The organism is Candidatus Pedobacter colombiensis (genome assembly GCA_029202485.1).
Lineage (GTDB): Bacteria > Bacteroidota > Bacteroidia > Sphingobacteriales > Sphingobacteriaceae > Pedobacter > Pedobacter colombiensis.
The window spans coordinates 1,064,168-1,087,360 of record CP119313.1 but is presented as its reverse complement, the minus strand read 5'-3'; the positions used below and the strand labels follow the sequence as shown (position 1 = coordinate 1,087,360).

Below are 23,193 nucleotides of genomic sequence, written 5' to 3'. Positions count from 1 at the left end.
ATTTATGAAATTAACTTCAATAAAAACTGTTGCCGCCGTCTTAGGCGTTATAGCGGCCAGCTATTCAGCTGATGCACAATTGACACAAAAATTTATAGACCCTGCAAACATGGATCTTTCGGTAAAACCTGGTGATGATTTTTATCAGTACGCGAGTGGCACCTGGATAAAAAACAATCCCGTTCCGGCAAAAGAAACCCGCTGGGGCAGTTTTAATGCTTTAAGAGATTTCAATATCAATGCAGTAAAAGGTCTGGTAGAAGAAGCTGCGGCAGATCAATCTGCACCGGCTGGCTCCCTAAAAAAGCGTGTGGGCGATTTTTACAAGGCAGCTATGGATAGTCTCCGCATCGAAAAACTGGGTTACACGCCCATCAAACCTGAACTGGAAAAAGTTAAACAACTCAAAAATATTGAAGAGATATTGAATCATGTTGCCTACCTGCGTACAACTGGCGTTGCGACGCCAATGTTTGGCTTTGGTGTAGGACAGGACAGGAAAAACGTAAACAAATACCTGCCACAGCTTGGACAGGGAGGCACTACGCTACCCGATCGTGATTATTACCTGAAAGACGATAGCAGGAGTGTAAAAATCCGGGAAGCATACACCAACTATATGACCACCCTGTTTAAATTAACAGGTAGCAATACTGCAGAAGCTGCTAAAAAAGCAGCAACAGTGATGGCTATAGAAAAGCAATTTGCCGAAGCGCAAATGACCAAACTGGAAATGCGCGATCCCTATAAAACCTATAATAAGTTTACCATATCAGATTTTAGCAAGACCACACCGGGAATTAACTGGACTACGCTGTTTACTAAATTTCTGGTAAACGGGCAGGATACCGTACTCGTGTCTACACCTAAATTCTTTGTAAGCTTGGATGGCATGCTAAAAAGCATACCGCTCTCTAAATGGAAAACCTATCTGGAATGGAACATTTTAAAAAGTGCCGCACCAAATTTAAGCAGCCCATTTGTGAATGCTACTTTTGCCTTTAACCAGGCACAGACAGGCCAAAAAGTACAAACGCCACGCTGGCAAAGGATGTCGCAACTAACAGATGGTACCATTGGTGATCTTTTAGGACAGCTCTATGTGGCCAAATACTTTAAGCCAGATGCTAAGGTGAGGATGGATCAACTAATTGCCAATCTCAGAAAAGCCTTCGAAATCAGGATCAACAACCTCGACTGGATGAGCAATGTAACCAAACAAAAAGCGCTTGAAAAGCTGCATGCGTTTGTTCCAAAAATAGGCTACCCTTCAAAATGGAGAACATATGATGGATTAGTCATCAACCCGACTACTTACTTGCAAAACCTCCACAATGCCGGAGCCTGGGGCTACAAGGAAATGGTTGATCAGCTGGGTAAACCCGTAGACCGCACCCGTTTTGGTATGACCCCTCCTACAGTGAATGCCTATTACAGTTCTACGATGAACGAGATTGTATTTCCAGCCGGAATTTTACAATTCCCTTTCTTCGATCCAAATGCAGATGACGCCGTAAATTATGGTGGTATCGGCGCAGTAATCGGACATGAAATGTCACACGGCTTTGATGATACAGGCAGTCAGTATGATAAAGATGGAAACCTCCGTAACTGGTGGACTACGGAAGACCGCGACAAATTTAATGCAAAAACCAAATTGCTTGGGGAGCAGTTTGATGGTTATAAAGTACTGGATACCATCCCGGTAAACGGAAAATTCACCATGGGCGAAAACATAGGTGACCTGGGTGGTTTAAACGCAGCTTATGAAGCTTTTAAGATGACCAAACAAGGGCAGAGCACCGAAAAAATTGACGGTTTTACCCCTGATCAGCGATTCTTCTTATCATGGGCGCAGGTATGGAGGGGAAATATCTTACCTGAAACTGCGGCACAGATGATCAAAACAGATACACACTCGCCAGGTCAATTCAGAACTATCGGCGCCCCTGTAAATATGGATGCCTGGTATAAAGCATTTGATGTACAGCCAGGCGATAAATTGTATAAAAAACCGGAAGAGAGAATTTGGCTGTGGTAATTACTACAGCCTCTCTTCTATGGAAGCTACGCATACTTCGACTGTATTTTCTTAGACAATTTACTTAAAACCAATTTACGCGAATCGGCAATACGTTTTTGCAATTCGTTGTCAGGCATTACCTCCAGACTTTCCAGTTCAACCCATTGCCTACGCGCAAAGTGAGGGGCCTGCTGAATGCCATGCCTTGCCGTAAGCTCGTCAAAATCTTCAGGATCACATTTCATGCAAAGATGTCCATCCTCTAATGAAGCAAGTACAAAAATTTTCTCTTCTATCATAAAACAGAGGTGTTCCCATTTCATTCCTTCTGTTGCACCACGCAAACCGAGACAATAGTCCCTCAATGATTCTATATCCATAACAGGTAATTAATAAGCACTAAAGTTAAAAACTATTTTATCTAAGTTTGCAGTAATGAATAAGATCACTTTAACGGCCGACGGTTCCAACACCTTATACAACGAAAGCATTGGCGAGCATTACCACTCTAAACATGGCGCCTTACAGGAAAGCAAACATGTATTTATCGATGCCGGATTAAAACATGCCATTGCTACCTTCCCTGATCAGGAGATCAATATTCTTGAAGTTGGCTTTGGTACAGGTCTCAATTTTTTGCTGAGTGCAGCTTATGCAGAAGAAAATCAAGTAAAGCTTAATTATACCTCACTAGAAGCATTTCCGCTACAAATTGAAGAGCTGGAATCAACAGGATACAATAACTATGTACCAAAACCGATATGGGATGGAGTGGTTAACAATTACGGCAAAGCCTTACAGCAAACCGTAAACATCCTTCCCGATCAGCGATTAAGAATTGTACATACCTATCTGCATAGATATGAAACCGATCAACAATTTGACTTGATCTATTACGATGCTTTTTCCGTACAGCATCAGCCCGAAATGTGGACCGATGAAATTATTGCTCATGTTTGTCAGTTTCTCAAATCTGGCGGTATTTTTGTAACTTATGCCATTACCGGTAAGCTAAAGCGCGCATTAAAAAGCATTGGCTTTACGATAGAGAAATTACAAGGTGCTCCCGGAAAAAGGGAAATGTTAAGAGCTACAAAAGGATAAATTACCTAATTATTAACCCATCTATAAATGAAAGACATCTCCCGGCCATTTTACACCAAGTTAGCAATGGTGTTATTTTCGATTATTAGCCTGGGTTATCTGGCTATTCAGGGGCAAACGCTGTTAGCTCCTTTACTAACCTCCTTTTTATTGGCGTTGTTGTTGTTGCCGCTATGCGGTTACATGGAGCGAAAATGGCGTTTCAAAAGAAGCATTGCAGCCATTGTATCTGTAGTATTGATGATTGCTGTCATTTCTGGAATACTTTACTTCCTGATCAATCAGCTCACCGATCTCTGGAAAGACTGGCCATTATTAAGACACCAGGCCGAAACTGCTTTTCACGATATACAGCTTTGGATTTCCAGAACATTCAATGTCAACACACAAAAACAAATAGACTACCTTAAAAATAGTGCTAGCAATGCTTTATCAACAAGTGCTTCTGTAGTTGGAGCTACATTACTTACGGTATCCTCTACTTTTCTATTCCTCTTTTTTCTGCTTTTGTTTACCTTTTTTATCCTTAACTATCGTGCTGTACTTTTTAATTTTCTGACCTCAGTTTTTGAAGAAAAACATGCACAAAAGGTAGGCGAAATAGTAAGACAAGTACAATATATCATTAAGAGATACATAACAGGCCTGTTTTTACAAATGTTTATCGTTACTATATTAATGATATTCCTGCTCCTGGTATTAAATGTAAAATATGCTATTCTACTCGGTCTGATTACGGGGATTTTTAATGTCATCCCCTACCTGGGAATCTTTACCGCGTTGCTGATTAGCATACTCATTACCTTTGCCACTGCCGGAGCAGGTAAGGTTTTCTTAATTGTAGTTGCCTTCGTCTCTGTTCATGCACTTGATGGAAATATATTGATGCCCCTAGTTGTGGGTTCTAAAGTGAAAATAAACGCTTTATTTGCCTTTATTGGCATTGTAATAGGCGAAATGATATGGGGTATATCAGGCATGTTTCTATGTATCCCCTACCTTGCAGTACTTAAAATCATTTTTGATAAGGTTGACCCTTTAAAACCATGGGGTATTTTATTAGGAAGCGAAGAAAAACCCTTAAAGAAAAGAAGGGTATACCGTATTACCAAAAAAATAAAACTTGAAGAACAAGAATAGTAGAAAGTTATGGAAGAGAACAAATCCCCGCACATCCTAAACACATCAGCTACCTTACTTGGACTGTGCTTTATTGTGCTTACCTCCATCAAAGTATCAAAAATGCAGGATAGTACATTAATTGATGAAACTACGGCACTAGCCATTGTTTTATTTATGATCAGCTCCATTCTTTCCTTCCTTTCTATGCGAAAAGAAAAGACACTAAGTGACCGCTTAGAAAATTTAGAAAAGATGGCAGATTTTATATTCTTATTTGGCCTGCTGGTTCTTTTTTTAACCACAATGATGGTTACCTTTAACATCATAAAATAATTCTTAACAATGCCCAACAATATACCTCCAGTTACAGCAACAGAACCTTCATCAGCTTTCCTTAGATTATTGAATGTTTTAGATACCCTGCGTACGCAATGTCCATGGGATAAAAAACAAACTATGGAAACATTGAGACATCTTACTATTGAAGAAACATATGAGCTATCGGATGCGATTTTAGAAGGCGATCTTGAAGAGGTTAAAAAAGAATTGGGTGATGTAATGATGCACCTGGTGTTTTATGCACGCATTGCTGCTGAGACTAACGACTTTACTATCGTAGATGTGTTAAACAGCGTGTGCGACAAACTGATTAACCGCCACCCACATATTTATGGCGATGTAGAGGTTCAGGATGAACAGGATGTAAAACGCAACTGGGAAAAAATTAAACTCAAAGAAGGCAATAAATCTGTATTGTCCGGTGTGCCTGCCGGTCTTCCATCTTTGGTAAAAGCTAGCCGCATACAGGAAAAAGCACGTGGTGTTGGATTCGACTGGGAAGATAAATCTCAGGTTTGGGAAAAAGTTGAAGAGGAGATGCAGGAGTTTAAAGCCGAGTTTAATGTGGTCGACAACTCGGCTATTGATATTGAAAAAGCAGAAGATGAATTTGGTGATTTACTGTTCTCTTTGATCAACTATGCCCGCTTTATCAATATAAATCCGGAAAATGCACTTGAGAAAACCAATAAAAAATTCATTAAGCGCTTTCAATATCTCGAAAGCAAAGCCAAAGAAAACGGAAAGGAATTGCAGGATATGACTTTGGCTGAAATGGATGTCTATTGGAATGAAGCCAAGTTAAAAAAATAACCACTATCCATGTTTTTTCTTCATCGTCATTTTAGCCTTCTGCCCTATCCCATAATTATGGGTCTTTGAATTGCTTTCCTTCTTTTCATGGAAAGCACCACCACCTATAGGGCCTTCAACAACTTCTTTCTTGATTTTACCTGAAGCAGCCTTAACCGCTTTATCAATCACCAAATCTTCAGGTAAATCCATCACATCAATCTTTTTACCCATTGATTGTTCAATTTTCCTTACTTCGGCAAGTTCAAGGTCAGTTGCAAAAGTAATGGCAACCAGCTCTCTCTCGTCTTCTTTAACTACCCGTTTTAAAAATATTTCCTTCTCTTCAGGAACCTCAAAATGGAACATAAAATGAATACCGGAAAGATCAAAATCAGACGTCCCTTCATTGGCTACAATTAAAACTCTGGCCTCAGGTGTATCCTTAAAATCTTCGATATGATCAAAACCTTCCTCATCAAAAAACAAAGGATTTAGTACAGAAACCGCACCAGGCTTAGCAGAATGCAAGCTTTTACCTAGCTTTTGTGCAGTTAACCGGGTATTTACAAATACAATTACTTTATCAAATACCTCATCATCCCTTAATAAAAGGTTCAACAGGTTAATCTTTGTCTTAAAATTAGGTAGCTGGTATAATAAAAGCTCATGCGTTTCCGCTTTGCTATCGCCCAAATCCTCTACCTCAATTGTAGTTGGGAAATTCATAAACTGATCAATCATCAAGCTCAGTTTATCATGTACCACTGTCGTAAATATCAAGTGCTGCACTTTGCCTGCACTCCTGGCCAATTCGGCCACAGGCAATTGCATCCCTTGCTTCACAATCACTTCGGCATCATCAACAATAAAAATCTGCAGCCTATTGAGGTTTAAGCCCAGTTTAAGGTAAATGGCACGCGCCCTTGTTGGCGTAGCGACAACAATATCAATACCATCTAAAAGGTCATTGATATCATCTTCCATCCCTCCTGTACCGTATAAGCCGATAATCCGTAAGTTCCTGTTTTTACTCAATAACATAAACTCATTAATTACAGCTTCTACACGTTCCCCATCAGGTACCAGAATCAATACCTTAGGCGCTTCATCGGTACTGTATTTTAACTTCATTAAAACGCCAAGCACATAAGTCGTAGTTTTACCACAGCCTTCCGGACCAATAGCTATTATATCCTGCCCACCAATAATCCGCGACATTGTTTTTGCCTGAATTTCTTTTGCAGAGATGTATCCCGCATCATTCATTGCGGTGATAAGCGGCTTGCTTAGTTTTAATTTATCTAACGACACAGTATCTTTATTAATTAATGAATTCGCAAATTTACGGATTTTACCATGTACTATGGCCTTCTATCTATAAAAGATGAAAATCAATCTATTTAACTTTATAATTTTAGATTTGTAAAAAATCTGTTTACGATGGAAATATTGGTTATAGAGGATGAGCAAAGGGTAGCTGACCTGATTAAAAGAGGACTTGAAGAACAAGACTTTAGGGTTACACTTGCCTTTGACGGCGAGATGGGCAGGAAACTTGCCCTATCAAAACCGTACGACCTGATCATTACAGATATTATTTTGCCCAAAATAAACGGATTGGATCTGTGTAAAGAAATCCGTTCCGTATATCCATTCATCCCGATCATTATGCTTACCGCCTTAGGTACTACTGATGATAAAGTAGAAGGCTTTGATGCCGGAGCCGATGATTATCTGGTAAAACCTTTTGAGTTGAGGGAGCTACATGTCCGTATTAGGGCACTGCTAAAAAGAAATAACTCAGCCGTAAAAAACCAAGGCTTTATTTTAAAATATGCAGATCTGGAACTGAACAACCAAACAAAGACTGTGACCCGTTCCGGAACAGAAATTAGCCTCACCCCAAAAGAGCTAAAGCTGCTCGAATACATGATGCGCAATAGCGAACGGGTATTACCACGAACAGAAATTGCCGAAAAAGTGTGGGACGCACATTTTGATACAGGCACAAACTTTATCGACGTTTACATCAATTACCTGAGAAAAAAGATTGATAAAGATTTCGCCACAAAACTTATCCATACCAAACCCGGACAAGGTTTTATATTTAAGTCAGAATGAAGATCAGGAATAAATTAACCTTACTGTTTACGGCTATTATAGCCACACTCCTATTGGTTTTTGCCATTACGGTATATTTATCGTATAGTAAAAACAGGGAAGATGAGTATTATAAAGAACTGCATAAAATGGCCATCACTAAGGCCAACCTCTTGCTCGATGCAAAAATAGCCCCCGAAGTACTTCAGCTCATTTATAAAAGAACAGCCAGCGACTTATACCCTGAAGAAGTCGCCATTTACGATACGCAATTTAACCTGCTTTATCACGATGCCGTAAAAGTCGATAAAGTAAAAGAAACCAGGGCAATGATTGATGAGATTGTTAAAAACAAAGAAATCAAGTTCAACCAGGCCGACCTGCAAGTGGTCGGTTTTCTATTTCGTCATCAGGGAAAAGACTATGTGATTACAGCTGCAGCAAAAGATATTTATGGCTTAAATAATTCCAGAACTTTAAAATACACCTTACTCATAGGCTTTTTGTCTACCATTATTTTACTATTTATTACCGGCCGCTTCTTTGCGAAACAAGCACTAAAACCGGTATCCGACTTAGTAAGTAAGGTCGAAGAGATCAATGCCAAAAGTCTGGACTCCAGGGTAAATGAAGGCAATGGAAAAGATGAAATCGCAGAACTTGCCATTACCTTTAATCAGATGCTCGATCGTCTGGAAAACTCTTTTGATACTCAAAAGCAATTTGTTTCCAGCATTTCTCACGAGCTGCGTACCCCTTTAGCAACCATGCTTGCCGAATTAGAACTATCTCTTCAAAAAGAACGCGCCCCTGCAGATTATCGTGAAGCCATTAGCCATGCTATTGAAGATGCTCAGAAGCTAGCCCGACTTTGCAATAGTTTACTCGACTTTGCCAAAGCCAGCTACCACCCTTCTGAAATTAGTTTTAAGCCAGTTCGACTGGACGAGGTTTTAATGGACTCAAGAAGTCAGCTTCTTCATCAAAATCCAACCTATAAAATCAACCTGATCTTTGAAAAAGAAATTGAAGATGATGATTTTATCTCTATTAAAGGAAATGAATATTTGCTTACCGTGGCCTTTATGAACGTAATGGACAATGGTTGCAAATTTTCGAACGATAAAGAATGCGTGGTGGCCATTACCTATCATGCAGATAAAACCATTATCCGTTTTCAGGATAAGGGAATTGGTATTTCTACAGAAGAGATCTCACGCATATTCAAACCCTTTTATCGGGGAGAAAATAACAAATATGCAAATGGAAGCGGCATAGGCCTATCGCTCTGCAAAAAAATTGTAGACCTTCATGGAGGTGAAATATGGGTTTCTTCGGTTCAAAATGAAGGCACAGTTTTCACAATAGAACTTCCACATCTATAAACTACCATATCAATTCTAATGATTTTCTAATAAAATTCTAACCCTGCCCTAACCTGGGTTTGAAATGCTTATGTATACTTTTGCCGCACATTAAAAAACAAACAATGGATTCTGGTCCGAATTACAACAAAATCACATTTTTTTAACCTCCCTGCAGATTGATCACGCATTTTTCTGTTAGGAAAAATGCCGCAATCATGAAACTGATCCAACAAGTCGCAAAAAAAGAAATTCAGGAATGCTTAACATTACTGAACAGCCATGAAGAAGGGTTGACAGGCCGCATCGTCCACCTCAAAAGAAAACAATTCGGCTTAAACGAAATACAACACAACAAAACGCCATCCTGGTACATACAACTGTTTCAAGCCTTTCTTAATCCATTTATTGCCGTATTAATTATCCTTGCTATCATTTCTTTTGTCATGGATGTGGTACTTGCTGATCCGGCAGACCGTGATTATAAAACAGTAATTGTTGTTGCTGTGATGGTATTGCTAAGTGTACTGCTGAGGTTTTGGCAGGAATTTACCAGTAACAATGCTGCAGAGCAGCTTAAAAGCATGGTGAAAACTACGGCAACAGTATTGCGCAAAACATCCGGAAAAAAAGAAATAGCGATCAGCGAATTGGTACCCGGTGATATCATCTGGTTAAGCGCTGGGGATATGGTACCGGCAGACTGCAGAATCCTACAATCTAAAGATTTGTTTATCAGTCAGGCAATGTTAACCGGCGAATCCTTTCCTGTGGAGAAAAAACATACCGAAGTTACCGATACCGACCAAAAGGGAGTATTAGAGCTCGATAACATTTGCTTTATGGGCACCAATGTGGTGAGTGGCACTGCAATGGCGGTAGTAGTTTGTACAGGTAGCCAAACCTATTTTGGAGCCTTAGGTAAAACGCTGACCGGCAAACGTGCTGAGACCAGTTTTGATAAAGGTGTGAACAAAGTAAGCTGGTTGCTCATCCGCTTTATGTTGGTTATGGTACCGTTGGTTTTCTTAATTAATGGCATTACCAAAGGCGATTGGATGGATGCTTTACTCTTTGGAATCTCTGTAGCCGTAGGCTTAACTCCCGAAATGCTACCAATGATTGTAACTGCCAATCTGGCTAAAGGAGCCAGAAACATGAGCAAATCCAAAGTAATTGTTAAGCGATTAAACGCCATTCAAAACATTGGCGCTATGGACATCCTGTGTACTGATAAGACAGGTACATTAACCATGGACAAAATTGTACTGGAAAGACACCTCAATGTTTGGGGAGATCAGGACGATGAAGTACTAAAATGGGCATACCTTAACTCCTACCATCAAACCGGCTTAAAAAATCTATTGGATGTAGCTGTTTTAGAGCACATAGAATTACACGACTACCTAAAAGTGGAAGAAGATTATCAAAAACTCGATGAGATCCCTTTCGATTTTCATCGCAGGAGAATGAGTGTAATCTTACAACAAAAAAATGGGAAACACCTGTTGATCTGCAAAGGCGCAGTAGAGGAAATGCTTGAACTTTGCAGCCATTCATTTGAACCAGGAGAAGATCATCAACTACATATAGAGCAGGATAAAATAGTAGCAATGGATGCTAAAATGCGTGAAATTGTACTAAATACCTCCAGGAAACTAAATGAAGAAGGTTTAAGAGTTCTACTCGTTGCCATCAAAGAGTACGACCAACGCCCCCTAAATTATGGCGTTGCTGATGAATCAAATATGGTTTTAACTGGCTTTATCGGCTTTCTCGACCCGGCAAAACCATCTGCAAAACCTGCAATAGAAAGTTTACAAAAACTGGGCGTAAGCATTAAAGTACTTACAGGAGACAATGAGGTGGTAACCAAAAAAATCTGCAGAGATGTGGGTATTCCTGTAAACCATATTGTGCTTGGATCTGAACTGGAAAAACTAAGTGATGAGGAGTTATTGGAACAAATAGACCAGATGACCATCCTGGCTAAGTTAAGCCCGATTCAAAAATCAAGAGTTGTTAAACTACTCCAAAGAAAAGGTCATACCGTAGGCTTTATGGGTGATGGTATCAACGATGCTGCAGCCTTAAAAGATGCTGATGTGGGCATTTCTGTAGACACTGCAGTAGATATTGCCAAAGAAAATGCCGATATCATTTTACTGGAAAAAGACTTGATGGTGCTTAGAAAAGGAGTTATTTACGGACGCCGTACATTTGGTAACATCATTAAATATATAAAAATGACGGCCAGTAGCAATTTCGGAAACATGTTTAGCATGATAGGTGCCAGCGCATTGTTGCCTTTCTTGCCAATGCTGCCAATTCAGATTTTGATCCAAAATCTATTGTACGACATTTCACAAATTTCTATCCCATGGGATAGCATGGATAAAGAGTTTATTGAAAAACCACAAAAGTGGGATGCCCGTGGGATCAGCAGATTCATGATTTTTATTGGTCCTATCAGTTCCATTTTTGATTATGCAACTTTTGCCCTGATGTACTTTGTTTTTAAAGCAAACAGTCCTGAGCACCAAAGTTTGTTTCAATCCGGTTGGTTTATAGAAGGGCTATTATCACAAACATTGATTGTACATATGATTCGTACCCGAAAAATACCATTTATTCAAAGCTGGGCAGCAGCCCCCGTTGTTGCATTGACCAGTTTGATTATGGTAATCGGTATCTTAATACCTTTTTCACCTTTTGCTGCCACACTTAAATTACAATCATTACCTTTAAGTTATTTTCCATGGTTGGTAGGAATTTTGTTGAGTTACTGTTTATTAACTCAGACTGTTAAAAACTGGTTCATTAAAAGATTTAATCAATGGCTCTAAACCTATAAAAATCCCAATGAAAATAACGACTCTAAGCCTACTATTGCTGGCGCAAATTATCGATGCTCAATTTACCAGGGCACAACAAACTGATACGGTTAAAAAGAGCAACTGGACTTATCACTTTCAATTTACGGCAATCTCACAATATCACCCTGGTTTTAAAGCACTATATAGTGGAAGAAATAGTTTGGCTGATACGGCAGAGATTGCTGCAACAAGCATAACCTCTACCCTATTTTTGGGTAGAAGACTTTGGAAGGGGGCTGGCGTATATTTTAATCCCGAAATGTCTGGTGGAAAAGGTTTAAGCTCTGCTGTTGGTGTGGCGGGAGCATTAAATGGAGAGACCTATAGGGTGGGGAACCCACAGCCATCAATATTTATTGCCCGAGCTTATTTTCAGCAGGATTTTCCACTAGGAAACACTGATTATGTAGAATTGGAAGATGATGGGAACCAGATCGCAGGTAAAATCCCCAAAAACAGGATCACCATCACTGCCGGAAAATTTGCGATAAGTGATTTTTATGATGACAATAAATACAGCCACGATGCCAGAGGTCAGTTTTTTAACTGGGCACTAATGTCAAATGGAGCCTGGGATTACCCTGCAAATACCAGGGGATACACCATAGGACTAGTGGTAGAAATTGTAAAATCAGACTGGGCACTCCGTTTATCAACTGTTGCTGTGCCTCGCGTCGCCAATGCCCCTAACCTGGAGTATAAGCTAAGTAAGGCTCATTCTGAAACCATTGAAGTAGAAAGAAAAAACATCTTCAAAAGACCAGGTTCATTGCGCTTACTAGTTAGCAATACCTATTCTAAAGCCCCATCTTATGCAGAAGGTATACAAGCCCTTCGAGACAACAATACATTTATTCTAAACGTAATATCAGGAAATGCTGAAAATAACGTTTACGGTGGCCGCAAATATGGATTTGGCTTTAGTGGAGATCAGGAACTGACCAATGATCTCGGAATTTTTGGAAGAGCCGGATGGAATAATGGAAAAGACGTAACCTGGGCATTTACAGAAATCGATCATACCTTTAGCCTGGGGCTATCCCTTATAGGATCCAAATGGAAAAGAAACAAGGATGTATTTGGGCTGGCGGCAGTAAGCAATGGGATATCCAGGGCACACAGAACTTTCCTTGCTGATGGCGGATATGGGTTCATTATCGGCGACGGAAGACTAAATTATGGGAATGAGATGATTCTGGAAACCTTTTATAATGCCCAACTAACAAAAAGTTTCTGGCTTACCATAGACTATCAATTTGTAAAAAACCCTGCATATAATAAAGACAGAGGGCCTGTAAACGCATTCGGTATTCGCGGTCACGTGGCATTTTAAGCTCATATAACACAGCCCTTTCAGCAAGACAATTCAATCGCAATAATGCCATTCTGAGACTGTTAACATAAATTTAACACTCATATAACATAAAATTAGGAAATAATTGATCTTCAGAAAACCTGATTCCCCTCCAAAAAACCCTATTTGGCTAAAAAAACACACTTTTCACCCCCTTTTTAATCAAATCTTAATACATCGTTAATTCAAACATACATTAATGTAAACTTAATATTAACATCACGTTGCGACCCTTTTTTTGTAGAAAAATAAGATCAACGCAATGAAAAAAATTTTTACTACTCATTTACACCGCATTATCCTGATGTTTTTGGTATTTGCGGCATTTCAAGTAAACGCGCAAGTAACCACGTCCAGTGTTAATGGAAAAGTTCGCGATGCAAAAGGTATCGCTGTTCCCGGAGCAAGTGTATTGATTATACATGTACCAACAGGAACAAGATATGGTGCTATGACAAGTGCCGAAGGTGCATACCGGGTAAATAACCTAAACCCAGGTGGTCCATATAGAATCACGGTTAGCTATATCGGCTATACCAAACAAGAAAAAGAAAGCATCAACTTAAGTTTAGGTGTCGACCAACGACTTGACTTTACGTTACAAGACGAAGGTATGCAACTTGGCGAGGTAGTGATAGCCGGGGCACGTGGCGGAACCAAAATAGGTACCGGTACACATATCGGCGAAGAGCAGATCAAATCAATGCCTACAGTAAGTCGCAGCTTAACCGATGTAACCCGCTTAACTCCACAAGGTAGTAAAGACAACTCTTTTGTAGGTACTAACTTTAGATACAACAACGTAACTATTGACGGCGCTATTAACAACGATGCGATTGGCTTTAGTCCTTCTTTAGGTGGACAAAGTGGTAGCTCAGGTATGCCAGGTAGCAGCACAAGAACCAATCCGGTTTCTCTTGATGCCATACAGGATGTACAAGTATTACTTGCCCCTTACGATGTAAAAATCGGAAACTTTACCGGAGGTAGTGTGAATGCAGTAACCCGTTCCGGATCAAATGATGTAACAGGATCTGTTTATGGTTATGGCCGTAATGCAGCAATGATTGGCAGAAACAAAATTGGAGATAACGCTAAAGAGCCTTCTGCTTTTCATGATTATCAAGCCGGTTTCAGAGTAGGCTTTCCAATCATTAAAGACAAATTATTTTTCTTTACCAACGAAGAGTTAACCCGCCGTCAGGACCCTGTGATTTTGGGTGCAGGTTCACCGGACATGAAAATAATTACTGCTGACGAAGCAAACCAGATTACCAATTACATGAAAACCAATTATGGAATTGATCCGGGAGCTTCTGGCAATTATAACATCTATTCTAAATCAAACAAGTTCTTTAACCGTTTAGATTGGAACATTAACGATAAAAATCAGTTAACAATCCGTAACAACACCATTAGATCTACAGCTACCAATTTGGAGCGCGATCAGGCCAACTTCAGGTTTGGTGGTATCGATTATAAACAAACCAACAATCAAAGTTCTACAGTTGCAGAGTTAAAAAGCAGGCTTTCTAATGATGCTTCCAATAGCTTAGTTATTGGCTATTCAAACATCCACGATTTCAGAAATCCACTTTCTAACCCTGCTATTCCTCAAATTGAGATCACCTCACGTGGTGGTACCATCTTCCTAGGCACTGACCGTGAAGCGAGTATCTTTAACATGAAGCAAAAAACGTTTGAATTTACAGACAACTATACCCTTACCAAAGGCAAACACACCTTTACATTTGGTACACACAACGAGCTTTACAACATTACTTATGGTTTTGTAAATGCATGGAATGGCCGTGTAGCTTATGGCTCTGTATCCGACTTTTTGGCCAACAAACCAAATCGTGTTCGTACCAATTTTAACTACGCTGACAACTCAAGGGATAACATCATGGCTAACCCTCCTGCAGAGTTTAAAATAAACATGTTTAGTTTGTATGGTGAGGATCAATTCCAGGTAACCGACAAGTTTAAATTGACTTATGGCATCCGTTTTGATTTGGCAGACATGCCTAATAAACAACCTTTAAGTGATAAAACAACTAATGCTCCGGTTGATCCTAATTATGGTACGACCTATACTTATACCCTTCCAAAAGACATTAAAAACGATTTCCTTGGACAAGTACAGGTTTCGCCACGTGTAGGTTTTCACTACGACATTAATGGCGATCAGAAAGCGATATTACGCGGTGGTAGCGGATTGTTTACAGGTCGTGTTCCTTTCGCATGGTTAGGTTATGCTTACTACAACAACGGCGTAACTTATGGTGGATTTGATAAAAAATACACCTACCCAGGAGGCGGACCTGTTGCAGGCTCAGATCCAATTAAAGATGCTTTAAATGGAAACGGAGAAGCCGGATTTGTAGCCAAACAAGGTGTAAATGTAAATGATGCAAATGGTCCAACTCAAGTCGATCTGATTGACAATAATTTTAAAATGCCTAAAACCTGGAGAACAAGTTTAGCATTTGATTATAAAACCGATGATCAGTGGAAATTCACTATAGAAGGTATTTACACTAAAGTAATCAACGATCTTAAATTCCAACAAGTTAACTTGGTAGATGCCGTGATATACTACCCTTACGATGTAAATCACCAACAGCCTATCTACCAAAAAGTAAATGGCACTCAATCGATCAATCCTAAATACACCAATGCTTATCTATTGTCTAACACAAGTCAAGGTTACCGTTACAGCTTAACAGGTCAGGTGAGCAAATCCTTCCCTTTTGGATTAGACATCATGGGTGCTTATACTTACGGACAATCTAAAGACATTACCAACGGTATCCGTAACTCAATGGAATCTAACTGGCAGTTAAACCAGGCATTGAGTCCTAATGAGCCTGGATTAGCTTTCTCTAACTTTGATATCCGTAACCGTATTGTTTCTACAGTGAATTACAAATTGGCATGGGATAGCCAACATAAATATGTTTCAAACTTCTCATTGTTCTTTAGTGCACAATCAGGCTCTCCATATTCTTATGGTTTGTTTAACACTACCATTAACGGAACAGGACAAAACGTAAGCTTAATGTATATCCCTAAAGTTGGCGAAACAAGTAAATTCATTACCGATGCTGGTCAGGCAGCTGCCTTTGATGCCTTTATTGATGGTGACAAATATTTAGCAACAAGAAGGGGTCAATTTACAGAACGTAATGGTGCACGCACTCCTTGGAATGTACAAGCCGACTTCCGTTTCTCTCAGGACATCTTTGTAGCTGGTCATGGTGCGAAAAAACAATCGCTTACGATTACTTATGACATCGTAAACTTAACCAACTTGCTGAATAAAAATTGGGGAGTTCAATACTTCTCGCCAAACACTTATAACTCTATGGCAAACATAGGCTTGAAGGCAGTTACAGGAACTGGATCAGCAACAACCTATCCTAATTACACATTTGATCAAGCCAACACAAGTACATATGCAAAAGATTTCTTTGCATCACGTTACCAAATGCAGTTAGGCTTAAGATATAGTTTCTAAACTGTTCAAATTGAAAGAACAGTTTTAATTAAAAAACTCTTTTAGTTTAAAAATGACCGGGTTTGCAGTTATGCAGCCCGGTCTTTTTTTTTATAACCTAAAGAATCTGTAAGTTTATATTTTGTAAAGTAAATAGCGATGATGAAAAAACTTATACTCAATTTATTTCTACTTGCAGGATCTGTTAGCCTATACGCTCAGGATGCTGTTGATTATCAAATGCCTCCAAAAGAGATGGCCGATCTGTTATTAGCCAAACCAACACCTGCAGTTAGCGTAGACAATAAAGGCGATTGGATGCTGCTAAGCGGTCGCAATTCCTACCCATCTGTTGAAGAACTGGCCATGCCCGAATACCGCATTGCCGGTCTCCGTATCAACCCCAACAATTACTCGCCAAGCAGGCAAACCTATATCAACAGTTTTACACTTAAAGACATTAAGACTGATAAAAATTTTACCGTTACTGGTCTTCCTGCTCCGTTATTTGCCGGAAATATAAGCTGGAGCCCGGATGAGAAAAAGATTGCTTTCACCAATACCACTCAAAAAGGTGTAGATCTCTATATCATTGATATTGCGACAAAAAAAGCAACTAAAATCAACAAACAATTCCTGAATGTGGTCCTTGGCACAGGCGTAATCTGGGTAGATGGAAACACTTTACTGTACAAAGTAGCCACAAAATCTGCCGATGCAGCGCCTAAAAAACCTTTAATGCCTAAAGGCCCAACCGTGCAACAAAACTTAGGCAAAGCAGCCCCCAGCGTAACCTACCAGGATTTAATTAAGTCGCCATATGATGAACAATTGTTTGAATTTTTCGCAACTGCTCAATTGGTAAAAAATAAAAATGGTGTAGAAACACCTATTGCAAAACCTGCAATTTATTCGAGTGTAAGGATCTCTCCTGATAAAAATTACTTACTGATCAGAACGCTCAAAAAACCGTTTTCCTACCTTGTCGCTGCCAGTGGCTTTCCTTCAACCCTTAGCATAAATGATTTAACAGGCAAAGTGATTAAAGTTGTTGCTCAGCAGCCATCAAGCGAGGGCCGGCCTTCCGGTTACGACAATGTACAAAACCTGCCGCGGGGTTATGAATGGCGTAGTGATGAACCTTCAACAATCATCTGGGCGCATCCTTTGGATAGTGGATTAATTAAAAAACAAGTAGATTTCCATGATGCGGTATATGCTTTAAGCGCACCATTTAATGGAGAAGGTAAAGAACTTTTCAAAACCCAAATGCGCTATCAGGGAATTATCTGGGGAGATGCCACTCTGGCACTGGTGGAAGAAGGACTGCGTAGCAAGCAAAAAATTAAAATCAGTCGCTACAATACAACAACCGGTACCTTAGAAACCCTGTATGAACGCAACGAGACTGATGCTTATAATGATCCTGGAGAGCCTGTCACCGCTAAAAATAAATATGGTCGCCAGGTTATTCAAGTGCTTAACAATGGAACCCAGCTATTGATGAACAATACAGTTGGCTCTTCACCAAAAGGTGATTTACCCTTTCTTGCGCGATTTGACCTGAAAACCAAAAAGAATGAGATCATTTGGCGTTGTACAGAAGGGACTTATGAGTATGTAGCCGATGTACTGGATGCAAATAAACTTGTTTTATTAACGCGAAGAGAATCCCAAAAAGAGGTTCCCAACTATTTCATCAAAAATTTAATACTCCGCATCGCTGACCGTCAAATTACCCATTTCACTAATCCTTATCCACAATTGGAGGGGGTTACTAAAGAAAAAATTGCCTATAAGCGAGCAGATGGCATCGATTTAACCGGCAATTTATATTTACCTAAGGGTTATGATAAAGCCAAAGATGGTCCCCTACCAGTATTGATCTGGGCTTATCCACGAGAATTTAACTCTGCAGCAGATGCCGCACAAATCAGGGGTTCTAAAGATCGTTTCATCACCGTTAGCTGGGCATCCCCTATTTATTGGGTTACCCAAGGCTATGCTGTATTGGACAACGCTGAGATGCCTATTGTATCCGTAGATGGGAAAAAGCCTAATGATACTTTTATTGACCAGCTAAAACTAAATGCCGAAGCTGCAATCAACAAACTGGTTGACATGAAGGTTGGAGATAGAAATCGGATGGCTATTGGTGGCCACAGCTATGGAGCCTTTATGACGGCCAACTTATTGGCGCATACCAATTTGTTTAAAGCCGGTATTGCACGCAGTGGTGCTTACAACAGAACATTAACCCCTTTTGGTTTCCAAAACGAGGAACGCACTTATTGGGAAGCTCCACAGTTATATTATGAGATGAGTCCATTCAGCTATGCAGACAAGATTAAAACGCCTTTGCTGCTGATACATGGCGATTCTGACAACAACCCCGGAACTTTCCCAATCAATAGCGAACGTTTATTTAATGCCATCAAAGGTTTTGGTGGTACCACCAGATTTGTATTTTTACCTTACGAATCACATAGTTATAGTGGCAAAGAAAACATACTTCACATGCTTTGGGAAATGAATACCTGGCTTGATAAATATGTAAAAAACGCAAAATAATTTGTTTTAGCATTTATCACTAAAAATTTTCGGTTATTTACATCTAATTTAATACCCCGAATATAAATGAGCTTAAAGAGTGTGGTACTGGGCAAATCTTGCCCGGAGTTTATCCGAAACGAGACCATAGGTGATATTTTCAGAGCAACCGTTAAAAATTATGGCCAAAAAACGGCCATGATTTTTAACGAGCACTCCATAACCTATGCTCAATTGGATCAGTGGAGTGATGAAATTGCAGCTTATTTACAATCAAAAGGCATTGGTCCGGGTCATTCCGTTGGCTTATGGTGGCCACGTAGTCTGGAATTACCAGTAGCCATTCTAGGTATTGTAAAATCGGGTGCAGCTTATGTTCCGTTAGACCGGGAAATGCCTGCCGAGCGGGTTCATATAGTGATGCAGGAAGTGGGTGCGGATGCTTGTTTCAGTGATTCGCTTGAAGAAATTCACTGTCCGGTATACCAAATTCCGGCCTTTCAGGAAAGCGCTGCACATACCTCCTTTCCAATTGCTGCATCGCCCGATGACAGGGCTTATGTTTTATATACATCAGGCAGCACGGGTAAACCGAAGGGTATTCCCATAAGTCACCGTCAAATTTGTCACCTGATCCGTTCAGAACAAAGTGTAATTAACATCCTGCCCGAGGATAAAGTTTACCAGGGCTTCTCTGTTTCTTTTGACATGTGGTGCGAAGAAACATGGATCAGCTTATTTGCTGGGGCTACCTTATGGATAGCCGATGCAATAACAGCTAAATCCATTGATGAACTGAGTTATATTTTAAGGACCGAACGCATTACCATCTTACATGCAGTCCCAAGTTTGCTGGCTGTAATTGATGATGATATACCCACCATCCGGCTCATTAACGCTGGTGGCGAAGCCTGTACCACCCAGGTGTTAAATCGATGGAGCAAACCCGGATACAACGTCTTTTACAACAGTTACGGGCCTACAGAAACCACGGTAACCTCTACGATGATTGCCTTAAGGCCCGGCGACCCAATTACCATTGGCAATCCACTGCCTAATTATAACCTTGCAGTGGTGGATGATTTATTTAATGTTGTACCAATGGGTACACAAGGACAGCTGATTATTTCTGGCCCAGGTGTATGTGATGGTTATGTAAACAGACCCGATCTTACCGCGGAGAAGTTTTTGGATAAACCGGAACCTCTTCAGGGTATCATACCCGGCGACAGGATTTATTTGAGTGGCGATGCAGTAATTATGCATGAAGATGGTAGTGTAGATTTTAGAGGCCGTTTAGACGATCAGGTAAAGCTTAGGGGATACCGCATTGAGCTAGGCGAGATTGAAATAAAATTACATGAACTCCCACAAGTATCGGCTGCCGCTGTAGCCTTAAAAAAAGATGTTAATCAGCAAGATCAGCTGGTCGGTTATGTAACCTTAAAAGCAGGTGTTGATTTTGATGAGCATCAATCAAGAATAGAACTGGCAAAAGTATTGCCTCCATATATGGTCCCGCTGGTAATTGTGGTGATGGACAAAATGCCAAGGCTTCCAAGTGGAAAAATCAATCGCAAAGAACTGCCTGTGCCGCAGGTTTTGTTAGAAATGAAAGCGGAAGAGCAAATTGTCATCAACCTTGATGATCCGCTGGAAACACGCGTATTGGCAGGATTAAGATACTTATTTCCTGGCCGGGAGATCAATACCGATGCCGATTTCTTTATGGATCTTGGCGGCCATTCTTTACTCGCTGCATCCTTCTCTTCCTGGCTTAGAAAAGATGGTGGTGTAAAACAGGCTTCACTAAAGGACATTTATACCCATCGTCCTATCAAAAATCTAATCTCGACATGGGAACTTGCAGAAGAAAAAGCTGAAAAAAATAAGGATAAAGAAAAAGAGCCTTTTCATAAGGTATCTTCCCTACGCTATTGGCTTTGTGGCATTGCTCAAGGCTTCTCATTATTGGTTATTTATGGCCTGTTTGCAGCGCAAATATTTGTACCCTATTTAGGCTATTATTATGAGTTGGCAAAAAGCGATACCGATAAAGGAGATACCATTTACGCGATCATTACTGCACTGTTATTGTTCTGTTTTATTGCCCCAACATTCTCTTTATTAAGCATTGTGAGTAAATGGCTCTTATTGGGCCGTACTAAGGAAGGTGATCACCCTTTATGGGGAACTTACTACTTTAGGTATTGGCTGGTAAAAACCATTCAATCATTGGTACCTTTACAATTTATGAATGGCACCCCTCTGTACCCCTTCTACTTACGTTTAATGGGTATGAAAATGATACCTGATGCTCAGATCAGTGCCATAACTGTTGGTATGGAGGATTTGATAGAAGTAGGTAGTGATGTTAGCATCAGCTCTGGCGTAGTATTAAACAATGCCTGGGTAGAAAATGGTCTGCTCAAACTTAGAAAGATCAAAATTGAGGACCATGCCTATATTGGTACCGGATCTGTAATATCAGGGGGTGCAACCATCGAAGCTTGGGGCGAGCTGCAAGACTTAAGTCATTTACAGCAAGGCATGGTCATTAAACCCGGAGAAGTATGGAAAGGGAGTCCGGCCGAAAAGATTGACAAAAAATTGCCCGAAGAGCTCCCACAGCCACTACATGTTTCCAGCTTCACCAGGAAATCTTATGGCTTCCTTTATAGCCTGCTACTGGTTATTTTTCCGATTGTAATTTTAGCTCCGCTTATTCCGGTGATCCAAATTATAAACTACATGGATAACCAGACGGCGGATTATAATTTCAGTTATTTCGTGAATATTCCGATGCTAACGATATTATATATCTCTCTTTATACCATCGAGACTATCGTTTTATCGAGATTGTTATTGTACAATATTAAACCCGGGACTTACCCTGTATATAGTAATGTATACGTACGCAAATGGTTGTCTGATCAATTGATCTCCACTTCACTGATTGTATTGCATCCCTTGTTCGCATCGGTTTATGTATCTGGCTTTTTTAGGATGTTAGGTGCTAAAATTGGTAAAAACACTGAAATTTCAACAGCAAGTAATGTAAGTCATACCATGCTCGAAATTGGTGACGAATCTTTTATCGCCGATGCAGTAACGCTTGGTGAAGAAGATATTCGTGCCCAACGTCTGATACTGGACAAAACCTACATTGGCAATCGCAGCTTTGTGGGCAACAGTGCATTAGTACCTCAGGGTTATAAATTAAATGATGATATGTTGATTGGTGTATTGTCTACCCCACCTACTACAGAACAATTACAAGCAACTCCTGCAAGGGATTGGTTTGGTTCACCCGCCATTTCCTTACCAAAAAGGCAAAGTAGCGGCGACTATCCGTCATCTTTAACCACCAACCCTTCAGCTGCAAGAAGAGCAGCAAGATTTATCATTGAAGGTTTACGAATCATTTTACCGGAAACGGTTATCATTTGCTGTAGTATCCTCTTTATTGCCTATTGCCATGATCTCGTTAAAGACCGCAACCTTTTGCAGATACTCAAAGAAGTACATAAGCTACCTCTGTACTACCTATTTTATATGGGTTTACCGGCCTTGCTGATTACCCTGGTGTTAAAATGGACTTCGGTAGGAAAATATAAGAAGGAGCAAAATCCAATGTGGACGAATAAAGTATGGCGCAGTGAGGCCAATACCACTACTTACGAGGCGCTGGCTGTTCCATTTTTACTGGAATACATGAAAGGCACTCCTTTCCTTCCTATGATGCTTCGCTTGTTTGGTGTTAAATTTGGCAAACGGGTCTGGCTGAATACCACTGACATCACAGAGCATGATATGGTAAGCATTGGTGATGATACGGCTCTTAATGAAGACTGTGGTCCACAAACACATTTGTTTGAAGATCGTGTAATGAAAGTAGGTGAAGTAAGAATTGGCGCAAGATGCACCATCGGATCCAGATCGATTATTTTATACGATAGCGAGATAGGTGACGATGTAAAAATTGAACCATTGTCATTGGTGATGAAGGGCGAAAAGCTCGCTGATGGCACCGAATGGACTGGTAGTCCAATAAGGTTAACTTAAAC

14 protein-coding genes are annotated in these 23,193 nt (G+C 40.2%); 12 read left to right on the top strand and 2 right to left on the bottom strand.

What is annotated here, in order from left to right:
• Nucleotides 1-4: 4 nt before the first annotated feature.
• Nucleotides 5-2,041 (top strand): M13 family metallopeptidase, encoded by a 2,037-nt coding sequence (locus P0Y49_04335; protein ID WEK20367.1) that lies wholly within the window; start codon nucleotides 5-7, stop codon nucleotides 2,039-2,041.
• Nucleotides 2,042-2,067: 26 nt separating this feature from the next.
• Here the strand turns inward: P0Y49_04335 and P0Y49_04330 are convergent, their stop codons facing one another.
• Entirely contained in the window at nucleotides 2,068-2,403 is a 336-nt protein-coding gene (locus P0Y49_04330) for an MmcQ/YjbR family DNA-binding protein (GenBank protein ID WEK20366.1), read from the bottom strand.
• 55 nt (nucleotides 2,404-2,458) lie between these two features.
• Here P0Y49_04330 and mnmD point away from each other — a divergent pair, with 55 nt between their 5' ends.
• From mnmD to mazG, 4 genes are read left to right on the top strand one after another with little or no spacing between them, the layout of a single operon-like run.
• Entirely contained in the window at nucleotides 2,459-3,127 is a 669-nt protein-coding gene (gene mnmD / locus P0Y49_04325; GenBank protein WEK20365.1) for a tRNA (5-methylaminomethyl-2-thiouridine)(34)-methyltransferase MnmD, read from the top strand.
• Between the two features lie 27 nt (nucleotides 3,128-3,154).
• Nucleotides 3,155-4,267, top strand: a complete 1,113-nt coding sequence (locus tag P0Y49_04320) for an AI-2E family transporter (GenBank protein WEK20364.1) — start codon at nucleotides 3,155-3,157, stop codon at nucleotides 4,265-4,267.
• Between the two features lie 9 nt (nucleotides 4,268-4,276).
• Nucleotides 4,277-4,582 (top strand): hypothetical protein, encoded by a 306-nt coding sequence (locus P0Y49_04315; protein ID WEK20363.1) that lies wholly within the window; start codon nucleotides 4,277-4,279, stop codon nucleotides 4,580-4,582.
• Nucleotides 4,583-4,591: 9 nt separating this feature from the next.
• The gene (mazG, locus tag P0Y49_04310) at nucleotides 4,592-5,401 is read left to right on the top strand and encodes a nucleoside triphosphate pyrophosphohydrolase (GenBank protein WEK20362.1); all 810 of its coding nucleotides are present in this window, start codon (nucleotides 4,592-4,594) and stop codon (nucleotides 5,399-5,401) included.
• A gap of 3 nt (nucleotides 5,402-5,404) precedes the next feature.
• Here mazG and P0Y49_04305 read toward each other — a convergent pair whose 3' ends face one another.
• Nucleotides 5,405-6,694 carry a DEAD/DEAH box helicase gene (locus P0Y49_04305; protein WEK20361.1) on the bottom strand — a complete coding sequence of 430 codons (1,290 nt, stop codon included), beginning with the start codon at nucleotides 6,692-6,694 and terminating at the stop codon, nucleotides 5,405-5,407.
• Between the two features lie 129 nt (nucleotides 6,695-6,823).
• Here P0Y49_04305 and P0Y49_04300 point away from each other — a divergent pair, with 129 nt between their 5' ends.
• From P0Y49_04300 to P0Y49_04270, 7 genes are all read left to right on the top strand, one after another.
• Entirely contained in the window at nucleotides 6,824-7,504 is a 681-nt protein-coding gene (locus tag P0Y49_04300; protein ID WEK20360.1) for a response regulator transcription factor, read from the top strand.
• Nucleotides 7,501-8,868 (top strand): HAMP domain-containing sensor histidine kinase, encoded by a 1,368-nt coding sequence (locus P0Y49_04295; GenBank protein ID WEK20359.1) that lies wholly within the window; start codon nucleotides 7,501-7,503, stop codon nucleotides 8,866-8,868. Before P0Y49_04300 ends, P0Y49_04295 begins: the two co-directional genes overlap by 4 nt.
• 158 nt (nucleotides 8,869-9,026) lie before the next feature.
• Complete coding sequence (gene mgtA / locus P0Y49_04290; GenBank protein ID WEK20358.1) at nucleotides 9,027-11,693, top strand: magnesium-translocating P-type ATPase; 2,667 nt, start codon at nucleotides 9,027-9,029, stop codon at nucleotides 11,691-11,693.
• 16 nt (nucleotides 11,694-11,709) lie between these two features.
• A complete protein-coding gene (locus tag P0Y49_04285) occupies nucleotides 11,710-13,056 on the top strand; it encodes a carbohydrate porin (GenBank protein ID WEK20357.1) in 1,347 nt (448 codons plus the stop codon).
• A gap of 283 nt (nucleotides 13,057-13,339) precedes the next feature.
• Nucleotides 13,340-16,597, top strand: coding sequence for a TonB-dependent receptor (locus tag P0Y49_04280; GenBank protein ID WEK20356.1), 3,258 nt, complete (start codon nucleotides 13,340-13,342; stop codon nucleotides 16,595-16,597).
• A 138-nt stretch (nucleotides 16,598-16,735) separates the two neighbouring features.
• Nucleotides 16,736-19,147: a prolyl oligopeptidase family serine peptidase gene (locus tag P0Y49_04275; GenBank protein ID WEK20355.1), complete on the top strand. Its 2,412-nt coding sequence runs from the start codon at nucleotides 16,736-16,738 to the stop codon at nucleotides 19,145-19,147.
• 66 nt (nucleotides 19,148-19,213) lie between these two features.
• Complete coding sequence (locus P0Y49_04270) at nucleotides 19,214-23,191, top strand: amino acid adenylation domain-containing protein (protein WEK20354.1); 3,978 nt, start codon at nucleotides 19,214-19,216, stop codon at nucleotides 23,189-23,191.
• The last annotated feature ends 2 nt before the right edge of the window (nucleotides 23,192-23,193 follow it).

Excerpts from the sequence above, each read along its gene's own strand:
- P0Y49_04335 (WEK20367.1), top strand. The coding sequence starts at position 5 with ATGAAATTAACTTCAATAAAAACTGTTGCCGCCGTCTTAGGCGTTATA.
- P0Y49_04330 (WEK20366.1), bottom strand. The coding sequence starts at position 2,403 with ATGGATATAGAATCATTGAGGGACTATTGTCTCGGTTTGCGTGGTGCA.
- mnmD (WEK20365.1), top strand. The coding sequence starts at position 2,459 with ATGAATAAGATCACTTTAACGGCCGACGGTTCCAACACCTTATACAAC.
- P0Y49_04320 (WEK20364.1), top strand. The coding sequence starts at position 3,155 with ATGAAAGACATCTCCCGGCCATTTTACACCAAGTTAGCAATGGTGTTA.
- P0Y49_04315 (WEK20363.1), top strand. The coding sequence starts at position 4,277 with ATGGAAGAGAACAAATCCCCGCACATCCTAAACACATCAGCTACCTTA.
- mazG (WEK20362.1), top strand. The coding sequence starts at position 4,592 with ATGCCCAACAATATACCTCCAGTTACAGCAACAGAACCTTCATCAGCT.
- P0Y49_04300 (WEK20360.1), top strand. The coding sequence starts at position 6,824 with ATGGAAATATTGGTTATAGAGGATGAGCAAAGGGTAGCTGACCTGATT.
- P0Y49_04295 (WEK20359.1), top strand. The coding sequence starts at position 7,501 with ATGAAGATCAGGAATAAATTAACCTTACTGTTTACGGCTATTATAGCC.
- P0Y49_04285 (WEK20357.1), top strand. The coding sequence starts at position 11,710 with ATGAAAATAACGACTCTAAGCCTACTATTGCTGGCGCAAATTATCGAT.
- P0Y49_04280 (WEK20356.1), top strand. The coding sequence starts at position 13,340 with ATGAAAAAAATTTTTACTACTCATTTACACCGCATTATCCTGATGTTT.
- P0Y49_04275 (WEK20355.1), top strand. The coding sequence starts at position 16,736 with ATGATGAAAAAACTTATACTCAATTTATTTCTACTTGCAGGATCTGTT.
- P0Y49_04270 (WEK20354.1), top strand. The coding sequence starts at position 19,214 with ATGAGCTTAAAGAGTGTGGTACTGGGCAAATCTTGCCCGGAGTTTATC.